This is a genomic window from Thermoplasmata archaeon (assembly GCA_036395115.1).
Classification (GTDB): Archaea; Thermoplasmatota; Thermoplasmata; order RBG-16-68-12; family RBG-16-68-12; genus RBG-16-68-12.
Genome location: DASWDU010000004.1, coordinates 1 through 21304 on the forward strand (window position 1 = coordinate 1; position 21304 = coordinate 21304).

The window sequence follows — 21304 nt, forward strand, 5'->3', positions numbered from 1 at the left end:
CGACGGACTCCACCTCCGTCAAGCACTCGTGGTTCATCGACCTCAACGGGGACAACCTCGCCGACGGGAACGAGCCGAGCTCCCCGGACTTCACCTCGGCTCAGGCGCTCGTCTGGAACTTCACCGCGGATCAGAGCGGGAGTTGGATCTACAAATGCGGCTACCATCAGACGTCGATGACTGGGACGATCATGATTGTCGGCGGTCCCCCAATCCGACTTCCCCCGCAGATGGCGATCCCTCTGATCACGGGGATCATGCTCGGGGCGCTCGGCGTGGTCCTCGTGTTCGCCGTCGTCTACCATGTGCGGGCGGTCCGCGCGGCGAAGCGAGTGAAGTGAGGAGCCCGTGATGGCGGATCTGGCCGTCCTCGCAATCGGCTTCGGCGTGATGCCGCTCGCCGCGATCCTGCTGTACGCGGTATCAAGCGACGTGTTGCATCACCGGGAGGCTGCCTGGGGAATCCTCGCGGGCGTGACGCTCTTCCTAGGGCTCTCCCACGCGATGGCCCTCGTCCTCACCTACCACTCGCTCCTCGGCGACCGTGCCCTCGCGACCCTCCTCTCCACCCTCGGTTTGGCGGTGGGCACGGGCATTGGGTGGCTTCTCCTCGAAGGGCCGTACATCCGAACGGAGCCGCATCGCGTACTCGCGGCCGCGGTCCTCTTCGTCGGGCTTCACAGCTTCGGTGACGGCCTCACCCTCGGCGGGTCGTTCGTCGGAGGCGGCACCCTGTCCGTCCCGCTCGATGCGGTGACTGTGTCCGCCACCGTCGTCCATCGTTTCGTCGAAGGGACCATCGTCGTCGTCCCCGCGCTCGCCGCCTCGTGGAAGCCGCGTCTCGCATTCTTGCTCTTGTTTTCGTCGTTGCTCGCTGTCCCCGCGGCGTACGTGGCGACGTGGCTCGTCAATCTCTACGGCTTCACGCCAACCCGATCCATGATCGATCTCTCGATTACCATCTTCGCGTCGGCCGTCGAGGCGACCTTGGCGCTCTTCCTCGTCGCGCGGGCGTTCCTTCCGAAGGCGTCCCTCGAGCACGGGACCAAGTGGATGCTATGGGTCGCCGTCGGCTTCGTCGGTATCAGCGTGGTGCATTTCCTCGTCGAGTGACGACGGTCCCTCGGCGTCGGCTTCACGCGCCGCGCCCGTCGGAATCCGGAGCGCGAGGAGCGCGACCATCAGGGCGAAGGCGAGCGTCGCTGTGCCGAGGGCCAGATGGATCGTGACGACGACCCAGTCGAGCGCGCTCGTGATCGTGAGGGCGCCGAAAGCGACCTGGGCCGCGAGGACCGCGAACGTGATCGTGGACAGCGTCACGATCCGCATCTCCGACCGGTGCCAGAGGAGCGCGAGGATCATCGTGAGCAGCACGAAGAGCGAGGTGAGGGCCGCGACGAGCCGGTGTGCGTACTCGACCGCGATGGTCGGGTCCGCGAGGTCCGGCACGACCGACCCGTTGCACAACGGCCAGTCCGGGCAGGCGAGGCCCGCGCCCATGCCCCGCACGGTCCCACCGAGGACGATCGTGCCGTACGCGAAAGCCACGGCTGCGATCGCCAAGAGCTGAAAGGTCTTTCGACGGTCGAGTCTCACTCCAACATCGACACGCCTGAGAGGCTCCCTCTCCATAAATTCTCGCTCGCCGCCTCCGGTCCTCGGCCCTCTCCGGTGCGCCCGTAGGCCGGATCCGTCTTCGCGCGAATGCGATCTGACGCGGACCGTGGAGCCGCTACTCGGACGGAGCCTCGGCCAACGTCACCAGCACCCGCCGTCGCGCGCGGTCGCGGAATACGTTCAACTCGATGGCATCGCCGGGTTTGTGGCCTTGCAAGACCGTCGTCAGGTCCTTCATGCCGTCTCGCAACGGCTTGCCGTCGATCTCCGCAATGAGGTCGCCGCGCTCAAGGCCCGCACGGTCCGCCGGACCCCGAGGTGCCAGTCCCACCACCAGGACGCCCCGGGGTGCGGGGAGTCTATAGAACCGCGCGTCCTCCTCCGTCACGCTCGCCCCGACGAGGCCGAGCCATGGACGGATGACGCGCCCGTGCAAGATGACCTGCTCCGCGACGCGCTGCGCGGCGTTTGCGGGGATGGCGAACCCGATGCCCTGCGCGAACGGGATGACGGCCGTGTTCACGCCCACGACGCGGGCCTCCAAGTCGACCAGGGGTCCGCCGCTGTTCCCCGGGTTGATCGCGGCGTCCGTCTGGACCAACTCCTCAAAAATCTGGTCTTCCGTCGCGATTTGGCGGTGGAGCGCGCTGACGTAGCCGACGGTCACCGTCGGCCCGCCGAGGAGGAAGCCGAACGGATTTCCGATCGCGATCACCTGCTGCCCCACCCGGAGGGCGTCCGAATCGCCGAACCGGGCGGCCGTCAACGCGGATGCGTCGACCTTCACGACCGCGAGGTCCGTCGTCCGGTGCAATCCGGCCACGCGTCCTTCGAACTTCCGGCCATCGTGGAGGGTGACGACGATCTCGCCGGCTCCCGCCACGACGTGGGGGTTCGTGACGATGTACCCGTGATCGGAAACGATGTACCCGGACCCGAGGCCCTGCACGGGATGGATGTGCAAGAATTCGTCCCGGATCGCGCGCACGGTGTTGATGTTCACGACGACCGGGGCTGCCCGCTCGACGGCGTCAACGATCGGTTCGTCGGTCGGAATGTCGCCCGCCTCCCGAGTCCATCGTCTCCGTCACAGGTCTCCGTCCTATTTCAAGGCTCAACCGCCGGAATACGCGGTCGACGGCGCCGCGGACAGCGCCGCGGGTGCGGACCGCAAGAAAGGATGGGGACGCAGGGATTTGAACCCTGATCGACGGGTTTCTCCCACGCGGGGAGCGACCCACGCGTGTCTCGCGAACCATGGGTCAGCGCTCCAGTCTGTCATCACTGGATCAGCAAACCCGTTCGCAATCAAGCCCATGACTGGAGCCCGTAATTCTACCAGGCTAAACTACGTCCCCATGGGACTCGCGAAGTCGCGGAAGAGCGGCGGGGATATCTAACTTTGCGTGGCGGACCTGCGCCTCTCAATTGGATTCGGTCACGAAGCCGCTTCCGCCGCATCGCGTGCATTGCCCGGTCCCGCGGCAGTACGCGCAGACCGCGTGCGGCCCGCCCCCGGTGCCGCCGCAATCCTCGCACATCTTCCAGCCCTGGCAGTCGGGACACGCCCCCTCGAACGGGACTTCCTGCGAGATCCGGATCAGCGCGCCCTCGGCCGAGGCGACGAGATCGCCGTCGGTCGTGAGGAGTCCCAGCCTCGCCTCGAAGGATCCGCCTTGCAGGATCTTCGCCTCCGAGACGTCGGGATCTTCCGGGGTGATGATTAGCAAGCCTTCGACGAGCGATGTCGGCAGCGGACCATCGACGTCGTTCGAGACGACCTCCCCGCGGAGCGAGGACCCCTTCTGCGCCGACTCCGGGCCCGCGAGGCCCGTGATGCGGCACGCGAGCTTGAGGCCGCCGCGAAGCGGCTCCGTCCCTCGCTCGACGACGACGCGGGCGTACCGCCCGATGATCGAATCGTCCGCCATGAGCCTCCATCCATTCGGAGAGGAGGGCTTGAAACCCGCCGGCTCGATTCTCACGGTTGGGACGACCGAACGAGAGCGGCCGAGGCCCTCAGCGCTGACGCATCTTCTGCTCCCGCTTGCGGCGGCGCATCCGTTTCTTGCGCCACTTCCAGCGCATCTTGCCGCGTTTCTTCCACGCACGCGAGGAGCGTTTCATCCGACTTCCGGACCCGCGGAAAATCCGGGCCTCTTATGTAGTTTCCGTTCGGCGTGCTCCCGTATCGCTTCGAGCTTCGCGAGCCGCGCACCGCATCGATTCCGCAACTGGGACGCGAGCGAAGGGCGGTGCGCGTACAACGTGTTCCCGGGCCCGGTCTCGTCGGGGCCCTCGCCCCATACGAGGTGCACGACTCCATTCGGATCGAGGACCCTCGAGATGTAACGGCGTACGGCATCGCGCCGCCCGCAAGCCGTTTAACGCGCGTTGCGCATACGGGCGCCGGGGAGCCGATGGTCACTTCTCAGAATCTCGCGAAGAGCATCGTCCGGGGCAGCCTTCGACCGAAGGAAGACGAGGTCGTCATGATCTCGACGTATCCGCACACGATCGAGCTCGCGGAGCAGGTCGCGCTCGAGTGTCAGAAGGCCGGAGCGGATCCGGCGATGTGGCTCGACACGGACGCCGTGTTCTACGGCCAGTTCAAGAACTACTCGGAGGAAAGCCTCCGCCGGGTATCGGCACATTGCGTCGGCCTCCTCGACTACGTGGACTCGTACGTCTGGCTCTTCGGCCCCCGCGATCCCGCGCCGATGGCGAAGCTCCCCGGCTCGAGGTTCGCCGCGATGTTCGAGGGCGAGAAGGCCCATTCCGACAAGGCGTTCGAGAAGATGCCGAAGAACGTCGCCGTGGCGATCGGCCAAGTCACGCGGGAACGCGCGCGGACGTACGGGTTCAACTACGCGAAGTGGAAGGCGATGGTCGAAGCCGCCACCGTCGTCAACACGGATCGGCTCGCGTCGCTCGGCAAGCTCGTTGCAGGCCTCCTCTCCCAGCCCGTCGACGTCCGCGTGAGCGCCCCGAACGGGACGAAACTGAAGTTCCGCCTCGCGGGACCCGCGCGAAAGCCGTACGTCCACGATGGCGTGATCAGCGACGAGGACTTGGCGGTCGGGACGGCCGCGAGCCGTTCCGTCGATCTGCCGACGGGCGAGGTCGGCGTCGCCCCGGTGGAGGAGAGCGCGAAGGGGACGTTCGTGGCCGACGTCGGGGTTCCGTCGCGTGGCAAGCTGGTCGAAGGCATCTCGTGGACCTTCCGGGACGGAAAGGTGACCGAGTTCTCCGCGAAGCGGAACGTGCGGTTCGCGCAGACGAACTGGGACGAGGCGTCCGGCCGGAAGGATATGTTCGGTGGAATCGGCCTTGGGCTCAACCCGAAGGCATTGCCAGGGTTCCTCCAGAACGGCATCGTGTCCGGCACGGTGACGGTCGGCATCGGAGACAATCGGGAGACCGGCGGCGCGAACGACAGCAGCTACGGCTTCGCGGCGCCGCTCGCGCACGGCACGGTCGAGATCGGCGGCAAGACCGTGATCCGGGACGGCTCGTGGATCATCTAGCGCGCGGTCGACGTCGGACCGGCCGGTGCCCCTCTCCGGATGAGTTCTCGTGCATATGGGCGGGGCCGTAGTCTGCATGATGCAGGTGCGAGGGACGGCCTGAATCACGCCTCGGCCGCGGCGCTTCGATGGAAGGAACCCACCGGTGGCTTGAAGTAGCCGACGCGTCTAGGGCCGTCCGGTCTCCATGTGGTCCCCCACCCCGACGGTCGCGGCTGGCCCGTTCCCCGCCCGGCGGAAACCCGGTTTCTTCGAACGGCTTCGGATCGGTTGGCGGCTGACGAAGGTGAGCCTCGGCGTCCTGCGCAAAGAAAAGGGGCTGGTCCTCCTGCCGTTCGCTTCCCTCCTCATCACCGTTGCTGTCTGGGCGATCTTCTTCGTCTCCATGTTCTTCGTCGTGGCGCCGACGGATCCGGTCGGCTCGTGGCTCTTCTACGTCGGCCTCGCCGTCGTGTACTTCGTGACGTTCTTCGTGTCCATCTACTTCAACGCAGCCGTGATGGGCGCGGCGATGATCCGGCTCAACGGCGGCGACCCGACGATCTCGGATGGGTTGAAGGTGGCGCGGCAGAACATCCGCCGGATCGCGGGGTGGGCGCTCCTCACCGCGACGGTCGGGCTCATCCTCCGGGTGATTGCAGAGCGGCTCGGGTTCATCGGCCGCATCATCGCAGGGGTTGCGGGAGCCGCCTGGGGCCTCATCACGTACCTCGTCGTACCTGTGCTGATCTTCGAGAAGATCGGACCGTGGGCCGCGGTGAAGCGGAGCGGCTCGCTCCTCCGGCAGACGTGGGGCGAAGCCGCGGGTGGCTACCTGACGCTCGGCGGGATCTTCGTCCTGTTGGCGCTGCCCGCGCTCCTCGTCATCCTCCTCGGTGTCGTCGTCGGTGGAGTCGTCGGGCTGCTCGCGGGCCTCGCCATCGCGGTCGTCTACTGGCTGATCCTCGGCCTCGTCGGCTCTGCGGCCCAGAGCATCCTCGTCACGGCTCTGTACCGATACGCCACGACCGGCGAGCTCGGATTCGGGTTCCCGCGCGATCTTGTGGCCCCTTCGTCAGGGGCTCGGTGATCCTCTCTATTGAGCGCGGACCGTTCAGGCGCTCGTCCACAGCACCGCGCTGATCGTCGACCCGCCCGCATCCAAGAGGAACACCGTGTAGCTCGTCGAAGGCGTCAGCGGCGCCAAGTTCCCGGTGACCAGCAACGCGTCTCCGACGCCGAAGGCCCCATTGTGATTTTGATCGAGCCAGAAGACGCGGTACCAAGTAACTCCGATCTTCAAGGTCACCGAGCCGTCGGGCGAAGGCATCGCGGCCGGGCCGCTCGAGGTGGTGTCCTCGTCCAACCGGATCCGGAGTTCCGACGGATTGATTTCCCTGGAAGCCCCGAACACCGGGATCGTCGCGTTCCCTCCGGTCTGGTCGACCGGCCCGAACGTCACGATGGGACTCGTCGTTGGGCTCGTGAGCAAGCCCGCGACCATCACATACAGGATTGCCGCGAAGACCACCGGTACGAGGACGACGAGAAGGACGACAAGGACGATGATGAGCGCCGTGTTGTCGCGTTTCGGCGGAGGGGCATAGTACGGGTACGGGTAGTAGGGCGGACCGTACGGCGGAGGATACGGGGGGCCCGACCCGGGCGGACCCGGCGGGGGTGTCGCGGGGACGCCGCTCACATCACTTCCCATCCGCGGGCGGGCCTATAAACCCCGTCGTGGCAATCCGCGAATCGGACCGTAGGCGACTGCAGGTTAACCTTAAACAAGGTTGACGCGACGGACAAATCGTTAAGAGCCGCGGGGTCCTTCGTTTCGATTCCCGAAGGGACCATCGATGGCCCGAGCCCTGTGGAGCGGCGCGATCGCGTTCGGACTCGTGAACATCCCCGTGAAGCTGTACGGCGCCACGGAGAGCAAGGACCTCTCCTTCACGACCTTGCACGCGTCGTGCATGACCGCGCTCAAGCGCCCGTACGTCTGCCCGAAAGACAACGTGCCCGTCGACCAGAAAGACATGGTGAAGGGCTACGAGTTCGCGAAGGGGCAGTACGTCATCCTAAGGGACGAGGACTTCGACAAGATCCCCCTCGAAGCGAGCAAGGCGCTCGAGGTCGCGGGCTTCATCGAGGCGCAAGACATCTCCCCGCTGTTCCGGGAGAGGAACTACTACCTCGGGCCGGAGGAGATCAGCCTGAAGCCGTTCGAGCTGTTCCGCCAGGCGCTCATGCGGACCGGGAAGGTCGCGATCGCCCGCGCGGTCCTCTGGAAGAAGGAGCAGCTCGTCGCGATTAGTCCGCTCGACGGCGGCCTCGTCCTTACGACGCTGATGTACCAGGACGAGGTGAAGGGCCTGCCGGAGGTGCCCGCGACTACGCCCGTCGTCATCGGCGACTCGGAGATCGAGTTGGCGCTGCAGCTGATCAAGGCGCTGACGATGGAGTTCGACCCCTCGAAATTCCGGGACCGCTATCGGGACGCGCTGATGGCGCTCATCCAAGCGAAGGTCGAAGGGAAGGAGCTGCCCGCGGTCGCGAAGGTCGAGACGAAGCCGACGCAGGACCTCATGGCCGCCCTGAAAGCGAGCCTCGAGGCCGCGAAGGCCAGCTGAGCGGATGCCGTCGTTCGATCCGTACGCGCACGTGATCAAGCCGATGCTCGCGGAGAGCCGCGACACCCCGTTCGACTCGCCGGACCACATCTTCGAGCTGAAGTGGGACGGGACGCGCGCCTTGGCGTTCGTCCGGGACGGCCTTCGGCTGCAGAACCGACGGCTCAACTACATCGAGGACCGCTATCCGGACCTGACGATCCGAACTCGGAAAGACGCGATCCTCGACGGCGAGATCGTCGTCATGGACGGAGCGCTCCCGAGCTTCGAGAAGCTCCAAACACGGGAACGGACGAGCGGGAAGATCAATATCGAGTACATCGCTCGCACCCTTCCGGCGACGTACATCGTGTTCGACATCCTGTATGTCGGGGAAAAGGAGGTCATGAGCCTGCCGCAGATGGAACGGAAGGCGCTCCTGCCGGCGATCGTCGAGGTCGACGACCGCGTCGTGCTGAGCGATTACATCGAACGACGCGGAATCGACTACTACAACGCGGTCATCGCGCGGGGCCTCGAAGGGATCATCGCGAAACACAAGCAGGCCCGCTACTACACGGGCAAGCGGAGCAAGGACTGGGTCAAGATCAAGAAGAAGATGACCCTCGACTGCGTCATCTGCGGGATCACGGCGGGCGAAGGGGAGCGGGAGGACACGTTCGGCTCGCTCATCCTCGGCGCGTACCACGAAGGCACCCTCGTCCATGTCGGCCGCGTGGGGACCGGATTCTCGGAGGCGGGCCGGCGCGACATCATCGCGCGGCTTCGGCCTCTGCAAGGGCCGTGTCCCTTCCCGGAGGTGCCCGAGATCGACGCCCACGTCGGCTTCTGGACCCGGCCGGTCCTCGTCGCGGAGGCGCACTTCCTCGAGTGGTCCAAAGACCGCCGCATGCGCGCGCCGTCGTTCTCCCGCATGCGCGAGGACAAGCGGCCCGAGGAATGCGTCGTCACGTTCCCGTGAGTTTCGACTCCTTTATGCCGGACGACGCGCATACGGGCCGCACTTCCGGGGCATTCCATGGCGAAGCTGCAACTGGCGGAGATCGGGATTTACGTGAAGGATCTGAAGGCGGCGCGAGCGTTCTACACGAAGAAGGTCGGCCTCAAGGTGCGGTCGTCCATGCCGAAATGGGGCTATTTGGCGCTCGGCGCGACGAAGGGCGGAGAGGACGCCGCACTCGACCTGTGGCAGCCCTCGCCGGAATGGGGTCAGGCGGACTACGCGTCCCGGCTCAAGCTGATCGGCGGCGTCACGGGCATCGGCTTCCTGACGAACGACCTGAAGCGGACGGTCGAGGCCCTGAAGAAGCGGGGCGTGAAGGCCGAGGTCGACAACGACCGGGCGACGTTCGGGCGCTTCACGGACCCCGACGGGAACGTCCTGTTCCTCGCACAGCCCTCGAAACCCAAGGTCCGGCGGGCCGGGCTCTCGGCACTGACGTTCGTCACGGTCGTGTCGCGGGACGACAAGAAGGCCGACGGCTTCTTCTCGAAGGCGCTCGGGTTGCGGAAGCGCAAGATCCGGGGCGAGGCGGGCGAGCCGGACATGTCGGTGTACCAGCACTCCCCGGACGGCACGGGCATCATGCCCTTCACCCCGACGAAGGAGATGTACACCAACCCCTCCGACTATGACGCGGACATGGCGCACATCGGCGAGGACACCTCGATCTACTTCGCGACGAAGGACATCTACAAGGTCCAGGACCAGCTCATGGCGAAGGGCGTGCGATTCGAGAAGAAGGCGGAAAAGCAAGACTGGGGCGGGATCACCGCGACGTTCCTGGACCCGGACGACAACAAGTACACGCTGATGGAGTACGACTCGCGATAGCGGGAAGTTCAAAGGGGAAAGGGCGGGCGCAAGGCCCGCCGTTCCATTTTTCTAGGGTTGCTTCGGCAGCGTGCCGGGGAGCGGCATGTCGAGCGGATCCGGCTCCCTCGGCGGTTGCGCCGGCGGCGCCGCGGGCGGTGGCACGGGTGTCATCGGCGACATCGGTGGCATCGGCCGGCGCTGGTCCCGCTTCCGCATGCCCCAGACCATCCACGCGAGGAAGGCGAGGGCGATCGCCAGGAAGATGATGATCCCCTCGAGGAGCAGGATCATCCCGAGGAGCGCACTCGACTGGACCGTCACCGTGAACGACATCTTCGCCGAGTTGCCCGCCGCGTCCGTGACCGTCAGAGTCGCGGCATACGACCCCGGCCGCGCGTAGACGTGGTTTGTGGTCGCGGTCGTGGCGGTCGTCCCGTCCCCGAAGTCCCACGCGTAGGACGTGACGCCGACGTTGTCCGTCGACGCGGATCCGTCGAAGAACAGCGGTTGCCCTTCGTCCACGAGGCGGTCGCCCGCCCCACGGACGACGGGTGCCTGCGTGTCCTGCACGGTCACTTGGACCGTGGAGGTCGCGCTGTTGCCGGAGTCATCCCATACGGTGAGAGTCGCCGTGTGCCCGCCGGCTACGACGTAGGTGTGGCTCGCCGCGACGCCGGTCGCCCTCGAGCCGTCGCCGAAGTCCCACGCGTAGCTCGCGATCCCGAGGTTGTCGGACGAGCCCGATCCGTTGAAGGACGCGGGCGAGCCCTGATCGACGGTCATCGCCGATCCTGCGTCCGCGGACGGGGCGACGACGTCCAACGTGGCGGCGAAGACATCCTGGCCGCTCGTCCGCGTGTCGAGCCACGCCGCGAAGACGTCGCCCGCTGGGTCGATCGCGACGCTCGGCTGGTATTGGAAGATGTTCGAGACCGGGTCGTCGTTGACTCGGACGTTCGGGGACCACGCGAGTCCGTCGAGCGAGGACGACGTATAGATGTCCCAGCTCGTCGAGCCGACCGTCCGGCTGTCCGTCCAGGCCACCTGGACCTTCCCGGCGTAGGCGGCGATGTTCGGGATCATCTGAGTGACGGCGCCCGATTCGTCGTTCACCTTCACGTTCGCCGCGAACGACGAGCCCCCGTTCGAAGACCGGGTCGCGTAGATGTCCGGCGCCGTGTTCAGGTTCCGGTTGTCCGTCCAGGCGATGTAGATCATGCCGGCGACGTCCGTCGCGATCGTCGGCTCGCCCTGGGCCGCGCCTCCCGAGTCGTCGTTCACCGGGATGTTCGGTGCCCAGCCTGCGCCTCGGTCGGACGACTTCGAGAAGTAGATGTCCCGTCCGCGAGCGCCCGTCCGCGGGTCGCTCCACACGAGGTAGACGTCTCGGTTCGGCGCCGTCGCGATTGCCGGCTCACCTTGTTCGGAAGCGGTCGCATCGTTGTTCACCCGAATGGAGGGGTTGAAGCTCAACCCGCCATCCGTCGAGTTGGCGTAGAAGATGTCCGGCCCGGTGACCGCACTCCGCGTGTCCGTCCACGCTGTGTGCACGAGGCTCGGGTTGACCGGATCGACGGCGACGTCGGGTTCGTATTGGGCGTTCGTCGTCACGTCGTTCACGCGGACGTTCGCCGAGAAGCTCAGGCCTCCGTCCGTCGACTTTGCGAAGAACACGTCGTTGTTGCCGTTCCGCGGGTCCGTCCATACGACGTAGATGCGGTTCGCGGTGTCGAGGGCGAGCGCCGGCTCCGCCTGGTACGCTCCGCCCGCATCGTTGTTCACCCGTACGGGGGTCGTCCACGTCTGTCCCCCGTCGAGCGACTTCGTGAAGAAGATGTCGGACTGGGTCGTCGAGCCGCCCCATCCCGCGAACGCGAGGTACGCGACGCCGTCGGACCCGACCTTGAGGGATGGCGCCGCGGCCGTGTAGGCGGGTGGCCGATCGACCTGCACGTTCGGCCCGAAGTGCGGAGCGGCCGGCGCCGCGGAGGCCGCCGGCACCAACACGCCGAGCAAGGCGACCACCACGATGGCGGTCATCAAGGCGATCGAAACAGCGCGGGGCATCGGGGCACGAGGGGTGGGCGCACGCGACATGGCGGTTCGCTCCTCGGACGCCCGGCTTGCGGGCGGAATATATAATCGGAGCGGGACGACTATCGAAATTGAAAACGAGGCGCGGGGCATCCAGGGGAGGCAGCTATCGGATAGCTGGCACGTGTCGGCGTGGCCTCCAATCCGTGGCGCCGTCGGCGAAAGAGCCTTAATGAATCGGATGGGCTCTCCCCGCGCGGAGGCGAAGAATGGCGGGCGGGGAGGTCGTCGTCGAGACGTTCGATTCGAAACTCCTGAGGGGGAATCCGCTCGGGGACCCGACGAAGCGGGACGTGACGATCTATCTCCCGCCGAAGTACGACCGGAACCGCCGGTATCCGGCGGCGTACGCGATCGTCGGCTACACCGGGACGGGCAAGTCCCTCCTCTCCGTCGATCCGATGGGGGAGGACCTGAAGACGAAGCTCGACCGGCTCATCCGGACCGGGAAGATGGGTCCCATGATCGTCCCGATGGTCGACTGCTTCACGAAGGTCGGCGGGAACCAGTACATCAACTCGAGCGCGACGGGCCGCTACGACGACTATCTCCGCAAGGAGATCGTCCCGTTCGTCGAGTCGCGGTACCGCGTCTCGCGGCGGGGGATCTGGGGGAAGTCCTCCGGCGGATACGGGTCGATCGTCCAGGGGATGCTCCATCCGGATACGTGGGCGGCGTTGGCGGACCACTCCGGCGACTCGCTCTTCGAATATTGCTACATCATGGATTTTCCGAAGGCGCTCGCCGCCTTCCGGGAGCACGGCGGCCCGGAGGGCTGGCTCCGATGGTTCTGGCGGCAGCCGAATCGCCGTGTCGAGGGCATGTATCCGATCCTGAATACGATCGGAATGGCGGCGCACTACTCCTCGAATCCGCGGAGCCCGCACATGGGCATCGACTTCCCGTTCGACCTGGAGACCGGCGAGTGGCGGCCGGAGGTGTGGGAGCGGTGGCGGCGGTGGGATCCCGTGAACATGCTCGACCGCTACGCGCCGAGCCTGCAGCGCATGCGCCTCGTGTACGTCGACTGCGGGACGAAAGACCAATACAATCTCGTCTGGGGCGCCCGGGCGGTCCACCGCAAGCTCCTCGAGCGACGTGTCAAGCACGTGTACGAGGAGTTCGACGACACGCACTCGTTCATCACGTACCGTTACGACGTGAGCCTGCCGCGGATGTACCGAGCCCTAAAGGCGTGACCGCGTTGGCGATCACGGATGCTGCGTGAGGTCCCGCATCATCTGATCGTACTGTTCCTTCGTAATCTCGCCCCGGGCGTACCGCTCCCGCAGGATGTAGTAGCTCTCGTCCCGCGGCCAATATCCTCGACGGTAGTACCCCCCGCCCCATCCCCACGGCCAGAAGAACCACCGGGCGGCCCAGAAGAACGCGAAGAACAGGAAGACCCACCAGAACCCGAAGAACGGGAACCAGAACGGACCCGGCGCACCGGGAGACGTCACGCGGACGATCAGCCCCACGATGAGTACGACGGCGAAGACCCCCGCCAGCAAGAGCAACGGCGCCCAACGCCACATGCGATACGGCCTCTGAACCTCCATGTTCATGTCCTACCACGTCCCGACGGCGCATGCACGGCGGTCGCTCATGAGGTTGTGGGTGGAATGCCCCGCGGTGTCCCGTCGCCGCGACGCGAACGCCCCAGGCGTTCCCACCGTCCGATGCATCGAGGCCCTCGAGTCCGCGGTCGTTCAAAAAGTTCGCGGACGGCCCGCTTCGATATCGGTCCTCTTCTTAGCCGCGCCAGACTCCTTGGGAGTCGGAATAGCCGGCGAACCGGCGGAGGATCGCCCGAGGTCCTTCCCTCCGTCGCTTTATGCGCGAAAGCCCATGCGGAGGGCGGGGGACCCGAACCGGCGTGGCGGACGAGATCGACCCGGCGCGGTTAGCGGAGCGCGTCAAGGCGGAATTCCTGCACGCATGGCGGGGCTACCGGGAGTACGCATGGGGACACGACGACCTGCGCCCCCTCTCGCGGTCGTTCCGGGACTGGTACGCGCAGCCGCTCCTCATGACCCCGGTCGACTCGCTCGACACGATGGTCCTCATGCACCTGGACGACGAAGCCGAGGAAACGCGGACGGCGATCCTCGAGCAACTCGACTTCGATCGCGACTTCGACGTGAGCACGTTCGAGATCACGATCCGGTTGCTCGGCGGCCTCCTTTCGGGCTACGAGCTGACCGGGGACAGGGGCCTTCTGGAGCTCGCGACGGACCTGGGGACTCGGCTGTCCCGCGCTTTCGACTCGCCGACCGGCCTCCCGTACCGCTTCGTGAACCTGCGCACCGGCGCGGCCAGAGGCCCCGAGACGAATCCCGCCGAGGCGGGCACCCTCCTGCTCGAGTTCGGGACGTTGAGCCGGCACACGAAAGACCGCACGTTCTACGAGAGGGCGAAGCGCGCGCTCCTCGAGGTGTACAACCGCCGCTCCTCGATCGGCCTCGTCGGTCAGGGACTCCACGCGGAGACGGGCGAGTGGACGGACCGGGACAGCCACGTCAGCGCGTGCATCGACTCGTACTACGAATACCAGCTGAAGGGCTGGGTGGCCTTCGGCGATCTCGACTGCCGACGGATGTGGCAACCGTCCGTCCGCGCGATCCAGCGGTATCTCGAGGACGACGACGGCTCGGACCTATGGTATCGCCACGCGGACATGCTCACCGGCGAACCGACCGCGTCCGTGTTCGGGGCGCTCGACGCGTTCTTCCCGGCCGTCCTCGCGCTCGCCGGAGACGTCGACCGCGCGAGACGCCTCCACGCATCGTGCTACAAGATGTGGATGATGCACGGGATCGAGCCCGAGCGGTTCGACTATCGGACGATGCGCATCGTGAACGGCGCGTATCCGTTGCGCCCCGAGGTCGCCGAATCGACGTACTACCTGCACGCGCTCACCGGCGATCCGCGGTACCGGGAGATGGGCGAGGCGCTCTTCGAGAGCTTCGTCCGGCATTGCCGGGCGGAGGTGGGGTACGCCTCCCTGCGCGATGTCGTCACGAAGGAACGATCGGACGAGATGCCCAGCTTCTGCCTCTCGGAGACCCTGAAGTATTTCTATCTGCTCTTCGCGCCGCCGGAGACGCTCGACTTCCATACGGTCGTCTTCACGACCGAGGCGCATCCAATTCGACGGTGGCCGGGCGCAGGCCGGATCGACCCGGGGCCGTGAGGATCGAGAAGGCCTCTCGGAGGACATCGATGGAGCGGCGCAGCTCCCCGAGGTCCACGTTCTCCCGGTCCGTGTGATCGAGATGGGAGTCTCCCGGTCCGTATGCGGCGGCCGGACATCCCCATGCGGGGACGGCCAGGTTGAGGTCGGACGTCCCGAGCTTCCGAAGGAGGGTCGGGCGGCCTCGCTCCTTCCGGATCCCCGCGCAGAGGGCGCGCACGACGACGTTCCGCGAGTCGACTTCGACGGCGTCGGATGCGTCGGTCGTCTCGCACCGGATCGCGCCTCGCTCCCGTTCAACGAACGCCAGGACTTCGTCGACGCCGACGCCGGTCGGGAGACGGAGGTTCAGCGAGATCTCCACGTGCTCCTTGCTCCCCATGTGGGTCGTATGGATGGACTGCATTTTCATCGTCAAGGAACGGAACGGGGTCGGACCCGCTCGGCCGTCGCAGAACGCACGGAGCCGATCGACGAACGCGAGTCCCGTCTCGACCGTCGTCAAGGAGGGGGACGAAAGGTGGGCCCTCTCGCCGTCGACCCGAAGGACGAGGCTCAGGTTGCCCTTGTAGCCGATTGTGACGCCGTCCCAACCGCTCGGCTCTCCGACGATCATGAAATCGGGTCCCGCGTGCGCGAGGAGATGGCGGGCGCCCCGCGAGTCGCGTTCCTCGCCCACGGCGGCGACGACGGTGATCTCCCCGGGGCCTTCGTGGCGGTGGGCCGCAACGAGGGCGGCCGCGAGCGCCCCCTTCGCGTCGCAAGCGCCGCGGCCGTAGAGGCGGTCGCCGTCGACCCGAACGGGCAGGCGGCCCTCCACCGTGTCGATGTGCCCGAGGAACATGACCGAGGGCGGGCCCGCGCCGATCCGTGCGATCCCGTTGCCCACCGCGTCGGCGTGGGCGCGGAAGCCGAGGGATCCCGCAAGGCCGATGAACCGCCGGACCGCGTCCGATTCGTGTCCCGAGGGACTGTACTCCTCGACGAGCGCCCTCAGGACCCCGGCCTCATCCATTCGTCAGGGCCCTCCCGAGCACGTCGAGGGCATGGGACCATTGCGTCTCCGGGATCACGAGCGGCGGCAGGAGCCGGACGACGCTCGACCCTCCGCCGATCGCGAGCACGCCGTCCTCCTGCATCGCCGCGAGGACGGGCGCCGCCTTGCCGCGGAGCTCGATGCCGATCATCAGCCCGAGTCCGCGGACCTCCCGGACCGAGGGCGCGTCGAGGGCCCGAAGCGCCGCGATCGCGTGGCCGCCGAGTCCTTCCGCGCGTTCCCACAGCCGTTCCCGGACCGTGACGTCGATCGCGGCGGTGCCCGCGGCGCATGCGAGCGGATTCCCGCCGAAGGTGGAGTTGTGACTGCCTTTGAACGCGCGCTCGACGTCCTGCGTCGCCAAGGTCGCGCCGATCGGTACGCCCCCCGCGAGGGACTTCGCCAACGTCAGGAGGTCGGGTTGGACGCCCCACCGTTCGACGGCGAAGAGGCGGCCCGTGCGGCCCATGCCCGTTTGCACCTCGTCGAGGATCAGGAGCGCGCCGGCCCGGTGGCAGATCTCGCGGGCGGCGGGCAAGTATTCCGGCGACGCGACGTGGACGCCGCCTTCGCCTTGGACCGCCTCCAGCAGGACGGCCGCCGTCTCGTGATCGACGGCGCGGCGCAGCGCCTCGACGTCGTTGAAGGGTATGTGCACGAAGCCCGGGACGAGCGGCTCGAACGGCTCCCGGAAGTCCCGCCGCCACGTCGCGCTGAGCGCCCCCATCGTCCGCCCGTGGAAGCCTCGCATCGCCGCGACGACCTTCGTGCGGCCCGTCGCCGAGCGCGCGAACTTGAGGGCCGCCTCGACCGCCTCGGAGCCGGAGTTGCTCAGGAAGACCCGCTCCAGATTCGAGGGCGCGACGGAGAGGAGCTTCTCGACGAACGTCTCCTTCGCGGTCGTGCCGAACGCCGGGCCGACATGGATCAGGTCTCGCGCTTGCGAGGCGATCGCCTCGACGATCGCGGGGTTGCAGTGGCCGAGGTTCCCCACCCCGAACGAAGCGCCGCAATCGATGTACTCGTTGCCGTCCTCGTCCCAGAGGGTCGCCATCGATCCGCGGACGAACGTCGGCGCCCGTTTCGGGGAGCACGCGAACTCCGAGGCCCGCGCCTCGATCGTGATCACGAGATCACCGTGCCCATCCCTTCGAGCGCTCGCTCGACCGGGTCCGGCGCTCGCGAGGAGGCGATCACGACGCGCGGCACGCCGCCCTCCAGCGCCTCCCCCGCGGCGATCAGCTTCTTCTTCATCCGCCCGTACGCGAAGTCCATGAACGACCGCAGTTGCGCCCGCGGCACGTCCGGGATGAGGCTCGACGGGTCGCTCGGCTCCCGCAAGAGGCCGGGGACGTTCGTCAGGAGGACGAGGACCTCCGCGTGCATCGCGACGGCGACCTGCGCGGCGATCCGGTCTGCGTCCGCGTTGATGAGCTCGCCCCGAGGCGTCATCCCAGGCGGCGAGATGACGGGGACGTACCCCGCGGAGAACAGCGCCTGAATGAGGTCCGTGTTCACGTGCTCGACGGTCCCGGAGTAGTCGTCCTTCACGAGGAGCACGCGGCCGTTGTCGACGGATCGGACGGCCTCCTTGCGGCGGCCCATCAGGAGGCCACCATCCACGCCGCTCAAGCCCACCGCGCGCGCCCCGAGCGACTGCAGCCGCGTCACGATCTCCGTGTTGAGCTTGCCGGCGAGCGCCATCGTGAAGACATCCATCGTCTCCCGGTCCGTGTAGCGCGACAGTATGCCGCTCGGCGACGTGATCCACCGGATCGGGCGTCCCAGCGCCTCCGCGAGCCGGTCCACCTCGTTCGACCCTCCGTGCACGAGGACGTAGTCCCGGCGCGGCGCGAGGTCGATCAGGACGTTGTCCAGGGAATTCCCTTCCGCGCCGCCGACCTTGACGACCAACATCGACCGTTGTCACCTCAGACCGGATGCAAGCCGATGAACTCGAGGCCCATCGTCTCCGGATATCCGGCGACGAGGTTCATGCACTGCACCGCGTTCCCCGCGGCCCCCTTCATCAGGTTGTCGAGCGCGGAGACCGCGACGACGCGGCCGGCGTGCTCGTCGAGCGCGAACCCGACGTCGCAGAAGTTCGTCCCGGCGAGGATCTTCGGTTCCGGGAGGCGGTAGAGACCCGAGGCCTCCGCGACGATCCGCACGAACGGCTCGGTCCCGTACGCCTCGCGATACACCCGCCACAGGTCCTTCGAGGTGACGGTTTCTCGGAGGAACGCGTGGCACGTCGCCAGGATGCCCCGGACCGCCTCGACCGCGTGACACGAGAGGGCGGCGCGGACGCCGGCCTCCTGCTCGATCTCCGCGGTGTGCCGGTGGCCAGCGGCGGCGTACAGCCGCATGACGCCGGAGCGCTCCGGGTGCTGGGAGGCGGGTCCGCCATCCGCGCCCCCGGCGGACGAGCCCGTCTTCGCGTCGATGACGACCCGCTCGGGATCGATCAGTCCCGCGTTCGCGAGCGGCCGGATCGCGAGGATGGCGGCGGCCGCGATACAGCCGGGTCCGGCGACGAGCGCCGCGTCCCGGATCTCGTCCCGGTGGATTTCCGGGAGGCCGTACACGGCTTTCGAGAGGAGCTCCGGCTGCGGATGGTCGAGGCCGTAGTACTCGCGGTACAACGCAGGGTCTTTCAGGCGGAAGTCCGCGCTCAGGTCGATGATCTTCCCCGCGCGGGCGATGAAATCCTTCATGCGGCCCATCGACTTGCCGTGAGGCATCGCCAGGAAGAGTAGGTCGCATGGCCCGAGTTCCGCGTGCGGCGTGAAGAGCAGGTCCGTCGTCTTCCGGAGGTTCGGATGGGCCCGGCTGACCGCCTTGCCGGCGAGGGAATCGGACGTGACCTGCGTCACCTCGACCTTCGGATGGCGGAGCAGGAGCCGCAGGAGCTCCCCGCCCGTGTATCCGGACCCGCCGACGATCGCGACTTTCATCGACGCGCGACCTCCACGACGTAGTCCACGATCTTGCCGGCGATGTCGACGCCCGTCGCCGCGGCGAGCGCCTTGAACTCGGGGGTCGGGTTGACCTCGTGCACCACGAGCCCGTCGGGGGACTCCATCAGGTCCACCGCCAACACGCCCCCTCCGACGGCGGACGCCGCCCGCATCGCGAGGTCCGTCATCTCCGGCGTGGGCGCGAGGGCTTCCGCGATGCCGCCCCGCGAGGCGTTCGTCCGCCAGTCGTCCGAGTAGCGGTACATCGCGGCGACGAGGTCATCGCCCACCACGAACGCCCGTAGGTCCCGTTGCGGCTTCGGGACGAACTCCTGGACGTAGAAGATCGAGTGCATCGCGGAGCCGAGCGCGGACTTGTGCTCGATGATCTGTTCCGCTTCTTCGGGGTCGTCGACTTTCGCCATGAGGCGGCCCCAGGAGCCGACGGGCGGCTTGAGCACGGCCGGATAGCCGACCTCGTCGAGGGCTTTGAGCGCCGCCTCCGGCGTCAGAGCGACGACGGTCTTCGGGGTCGGGACGCCCGCCGCGGAGAGCCGCAAGCTGGCGAGGACCTTGTCCCCGCACACCGCGACGACGTCGGGTGCGTTCACCGTGGGGACGCCGTAGTGCTCGAAGAACCGCATGGCGTAGAGGGAGCGGCTGTGGCTCACGCTCCGATTCAACACGAGATCCGACGTGAAGCCGTTCCGCACGAGCGGGAACGTGACGGCCTCGTCGTGGAGCCGCTCGACCGGGATCCCGCGCTTCGAGGCGGCCTCGAGGATCCATTTCTCCTCTGGCCGGACGATTGTGTAGAAGAGCCCGAGGGTGAACGTGCTACTCCCCCCAGTCCTCTGCCTCGCGAGGCGCACTGTCGACCCGGAACGGCTCGAAAGACGTGACCTCGAGTTCGAGACCGCAGTCGGGACAGGGGAAGATCTCCCCTTCGATGAGGTTCGCCCGCTCGATCGCGCGGCCGCACTCGGGGCATTCCGTCATGCGCTTCCCCCCTGGAGGAGGCGGTCGACGAGGCCGACGCACTCCGCGCGCTTGGAAAGGGAGTACCGTTCGAGGCCGACCGCGTCGGTGGCGCGGGCGAGCTGGACGCGCACGGCGTTGGGCGAAGGCCCGCCACGGGTCGTCCGTCGTGCGAGGGACGCGCGGACATCGAGGATCTCGGCGACGTCCGCGCCGAACCGCGGCTCGAACTGCCGCAACGATGCGGCGTCCACGGCGCCGTCGGACTTCGTCAGGTAGGCCGAGACGGCCTCGTGGGCTTCGCGGAACGGGACGCCCCGCGCGACGAGATACTCCGCGAGGTCCCCCGCGAGCATCCGCGGATCGGAGGCCGCCGCGAGGAGGCGGGGTTCGTCGAACTCCAACGAAGAGACGGCCGTGGTGAGCGCATCGAGTGTCGAAACGACGTGGTCCGCCGCGTCGAAGACCGGAGCCTTGTCTTCTTGGAGGTCGCGGTTGTACGCGAGCGGGAGGGACTTGAGGACCGTCAGGAGGGATACGAGATCCCCGACCACGCGTCCGGCCTTTCCGCGGGCGAGCTCCGCCACGTCCGGGTTCCGCTTCTGCGGCATCAAGCTGCTCCCGGATCCGAGCGCCGGTGTCGGGCGGACGAATCCGATTTCTTCGGAGGCCCACAGGACGATTTCTTCGCCGATCGAGGAGAGGTGGATCGCGACGAGCGAGAGGTCGAACAGGAACTCTGCGAAGTAATCGCGGTCGCTCACCGCGTCGATCGAATTCTCGAACGCCGCCGCGAAGCCGAGCGCCCGTGCCGTGATCGCGGGGTCGATCGGGAGCGTGCTGCCCGCGAGGGCGCCGGCGCCCAGGGGCGAGACGTTCGCGCGGTCGAAGGCGTCGCCCAGCCGGCCAAAGTCCCGCGAGAGACGCCAGAAGTGCGCGAGCAGGTGATGGCCCAGCGTTACCGGCTGCGCCCGCTGGAGGTGCGTGTAGCCCGGCATCGGCGTGCCGATGTGGGCTTCTGCGAGATCGAGGAGGCCCATCTGGAGCGCGAGGACCCGTTGCCCAATCGACACGATCGCCTCCCTGATGAACAGCCGCTCGTCGAGCGCGATCTGGTCGTTCCGGCTGCGGGCGGTGTGGACCTTCGCCCCGAGCGGGCCAAGCGTCTCCGTGAGGCGGACCTCGATGTTCGTGTGGACATCTTCGAGGTCGTCCCGCCATGGGAACGCCCCGCTCGCGATCTCGTCGTGGATGCGGCGAAGGCCGCGGCCGAGGGCTGTCGACTCCTCGTCCGTGAGGATGCCCACTGCGCCGAGCATCTCGACGTGCGCGATGCTCCCGGCGACGTCGTATCGGGCGAGCCGTCGGTCGACCGACAGGGAGGCGAGGAACGGCCCCGCAGGCGTCTTGACGTAGGACGGCGGGGCTCCGCCTGCCGCGGCGGGAGGTTGCGCGAGAATCGCCATCC

General features: G+C 67.4%; 22 protein-coding genes and 1 tRNA gene. 9 read left to right on the forward strand and 14 right to left on the reverse strand.

The annotated features are described in order from the left end of the window. A partial coding sequence (locus VF992_00545; GenBank protein HEX9339652.1) for a hypothetical protein occupies positions 1–341 on the forward strand: 341 nt, incomplete at its 5' end. 10 nt (positions 342–351) lie between these two features. Further along, the gene (locus VF992_00550; GenBank protein ID HEX9339653.1) at positions 352–1113 is read left to right on the forward strand and encodes a hypothetical protein; all 762 of its coding nucleotides are present in this window, start codon (positions 352–354) and stop codon (positions 1111–1113) included. On the opposite strand, the gene VF992_00555 is transcribed toward VF992_00550, so the two are convergent. From VF992_00555 to VF992_00570, 4 genes are all read right to left on the reverse strand, one after another. Beyond that, positions 1057–1632, reverse strand: a complete 576-nt coding sequence (locus tag VF992_00555) for a COX15/CtaA family protein (protein HEX9339654.1) — start codon at positions 1630–1632, stop codon at positions 1057–1059. The two genes, VF992_00550 and VF992_00555, sit on opposite strands and share 57 nt — an antisense overlap. A gap of 100 nt (positions 1633–1732) precedes the next feature. Next, positions 1733–2620 (reverse strand): trypsin-like peptidase domain-containing protein, encoded by an 888-nt coding sequence (locus VF992_00560; GenBank protein ID HEX9339655.1) that lies wholly within the window; start codon positions 2618–2620, stop codon positions 1733–1735. Positions 2621–2798: 178 nt separating this feature from the next. Then, positions 2799–2975, reverse strand: a tRNA-Trp gene (locus VF992_00565). Between the two features lie 66 nt (positions 2976–3041). Continuing rightward, positions 3042–3548: a hypothetical protein gene (locus VF992_00570; protein HEX9339656.1), complete on the reverse strand. Its 507-nt coding sequence runs from the start codon at positions 3546–3548 to the stop codon at positions 3042–3044. Positions 3549–4037: 489 nt separating this feature from the next. Between VF992_00570 and VF992_00575 the strand changes: the two genes are divergently transcribed. After that, positions 4038–5144 carry an aminopeptidase gene (locus VF992_00575; GenBank protein ID HEX9339657.1) on the forward strand — a complete coding sequence of 369 codons (1107 nt, stop codon included), beginning with the start codon at positions 4038–4040 and terminating at the stop codon, positions 5142–5144. Positions 5145–5331: 187 nt separating this feature from the next. Beyond that, on the forward strand, positions 5332–6213 hold the full coding sequence (locus VF992_00580) for a DUF6159 family protein (GenBank protein HEX9339658.1): 882 nt from the start codon (positions 5332–5334) through the stop codon (positions 6211–6213). Between the two features lie 24 nt (positions 6214–6237). Here the strand turns inward: VF992_00580 and VF992_00585 are convergent, their stop codons facing one another. Further along, positions 6238–6825, reverse strand: coding sequence for a hypothetical protein (locus tag VF992_00585; GenBank protein HEX9339659.1), 588 nt, complete (start codon positions 6823–6825; stop codon positions 6238–6240). Positions 6826–6982: 157 nt separating this feature from the next. On the opposite strand from VF992_00585, the gene VF992_00590 reads away from it, so the two are divergent. The 3 genes from VF992_00590 to VF992_00600 are packed head-to-tail and all read left to right on the forward strand — an operon-like array spanning position 6983 to position 9590. Continuing rightward, entirely contained in the window at positions 6983–7756 is a 774-nt protein-coding gene (locus VF992_00590; GenBank protein ID HEX9339660.1) for a Ku protein, read from the forward strand. Positions 7757–7760: 4 nt separating this feature from the next. Then, positions 7761–8717, forward strand: a complete 957-nt coding sequence (gene ligD, locus VF992_00595) for a non-homologous end-joining DNA ligase (protein ID HEX9339661.1) — start codon at positions 7761–7763, stop codon at positions 8715–8717. A gap of 57 nt (positions 8718–8774) precedes the next feature. Then, the gene (locus tag VF992_00600; GenBank protein ID HEX9339662.1) at positions 8775–9590 is read left to right on the forward strand and encodes a VOC family protein; all 816 of its coding nucleotides are present in this window, start codon (positions 8775–8777) and stop codon (positions 9588–9590) included. A 51-nt stretch (positions 9591–9641) separates the two neighbouring features. Here VF992_00600 and VF992_00605 read toward each other — a convergent pair whose 3' ends face one another. Beyond that, complete coding sequence (locus VF992_00605) at positions 9642–11639, reverse strand: PKD domain-containing protein (GenBank protein ID HEX9339663.1); 1998 nt, start codon at positions 11637–11639, stop codon at positions 9642–9644. A 236-nt stretch (positions 11640–11875) separates the two neighbouring features. Here VF992_00605 and VF992_00610 point away from each other — a divergent pair, with 236 nt between their 5' ends. After that, positions 11876–12865 carry an alpha/beta hydrolase-fold protein gene (locus VF992_00610; GenBank protein ID HEX9339664.1) on the forward strand — a complete coding sequence of 330 codons (990 nt, stop codon included), beginning with the start codon at positions 11876–11878 and terminating at the stop codon, positions 12863–12865. Positions 12866–12877: 12 nt separating this feature from the next. Here VF992_00610 and VF992_00615 read toward each other — a convergent pair whose 3' ends face one another. Next, positions 12878–13234 (reverse strand): SHOCT domain-containing protein, encoded by a 357-nt coding sequence (locus VF992_00615; GenBank protein ID HEX9339665.1) that lies wholly within the window; start codon positions 13232–13234, stop codon positions 12878–12880. Positions 13235–13545: 311 nt separating this feature from the next. Between VF992_00615 and VF992_00620 the strand changes: the two genes are divergently transcribed. After that, a complete protein-coding gene (locus VF992_00620; protein ID HEX9339666.1) occupies positions 13546–14862 on the forward strand; it encodes a glycoside hydrolase family 47 protein in 1317 nt (438 codons plus the stop codon). Here the strand turns inward: VF992_00620 and VF992_00625 are convergent. Genes VF992_00625 through argH form a run of 7 tightly spaced genes read right to left on the reverse strand, consistent with a single transcriptional unit; the run spans position 14798 to position 21302 of the window. Continuing rightward, a complete protein-coding gene (locus tag VF992_00625; GenBank protein HEX9339667.1) occupies positions 14798–15877 on the reverse strand; it encodes a M20/M25/M40 family metallo-hydrolase in 1080 nt (359 codons plus the stop codon). The two genes, VF992_00620 and VF992_00625, sit on opposite strands and share 65 nt — an antisense overlap. Next, positions 15870–17027: an acetylornithine/succinylornithine family transaminase gene (locus VF992_00630; GenBank protein ID HEX9339668.1), complete on the reverse strand. Its 1158-nt coding sequence runs from the start codon at positions 17025–17027 to the stop codon at positions 15870–15872. Before VF992_00630 ends, VF992_00625 begins: the two co-directional genes overlap by 8 nt. After that, positions 17024–17815: a [LysW]-aminoadipate kinase gene (locus tag VF992_00635; protein ID HEX9339669.1), complete on the reverse strand. Its 792-nt coding sequence runs from the start codon at positions 17813–17815 to the stop codon at positions 17024–17026. The genes VF992_00630 and VF992_00635 overlap by 4 nt, the downstream gene beginning before the upstream one ends. 14 nt (positions 17816–17829) lie before the next feature. Then, positions 17830–18855, reverse strand: coding sequence for an N-acetyl-gamma-glutamyl-phosphate reductase (gene argC / locus VF992_00640; protein ID HEX9339670.1), 1026 nt, complete (start codon positions 18853–18855; stop codon positions 17830–17832). After that, on the reverse strand, positions 18852–19730 hold the full coding sequence (lysX, locus tag VF992_00645; protein HEX9339671.1) for a lysine biosynthesis protein LysX: 879 nt from the start codon (positions 19728–19730) through the stop codon (positions 18852–18854). Before lysX ends, argC begins: the two co-directional genes overlap by 4 nt. Next, entirely contained in the window at positions 19696–19857 is a 162-nt protein-coding gene (lysW, locus tag VF992_00650) for a lysine biosynthesis protein LysW (protein HEX9339672.1), read from the reverse strand. Before lysW ends, lysX begins: the two co-directional genes overlap by 35 nt. Next, positions 19854–21302 (reverse strand): argininosuccinate lyase, encoded by a 1449-nt coding sequence (gene argH / locus VF992_00655; protein ID HEX9339673.1) that lies wholly within the window; start codon positions 21300–21302, stop codon positions 19854–19856. The genes lysW and argH overlap by 4 nt, the downstream gene beginning before the upstream one ends. Positions 21303–21304 lie beyond the last annotated feature (2 nt).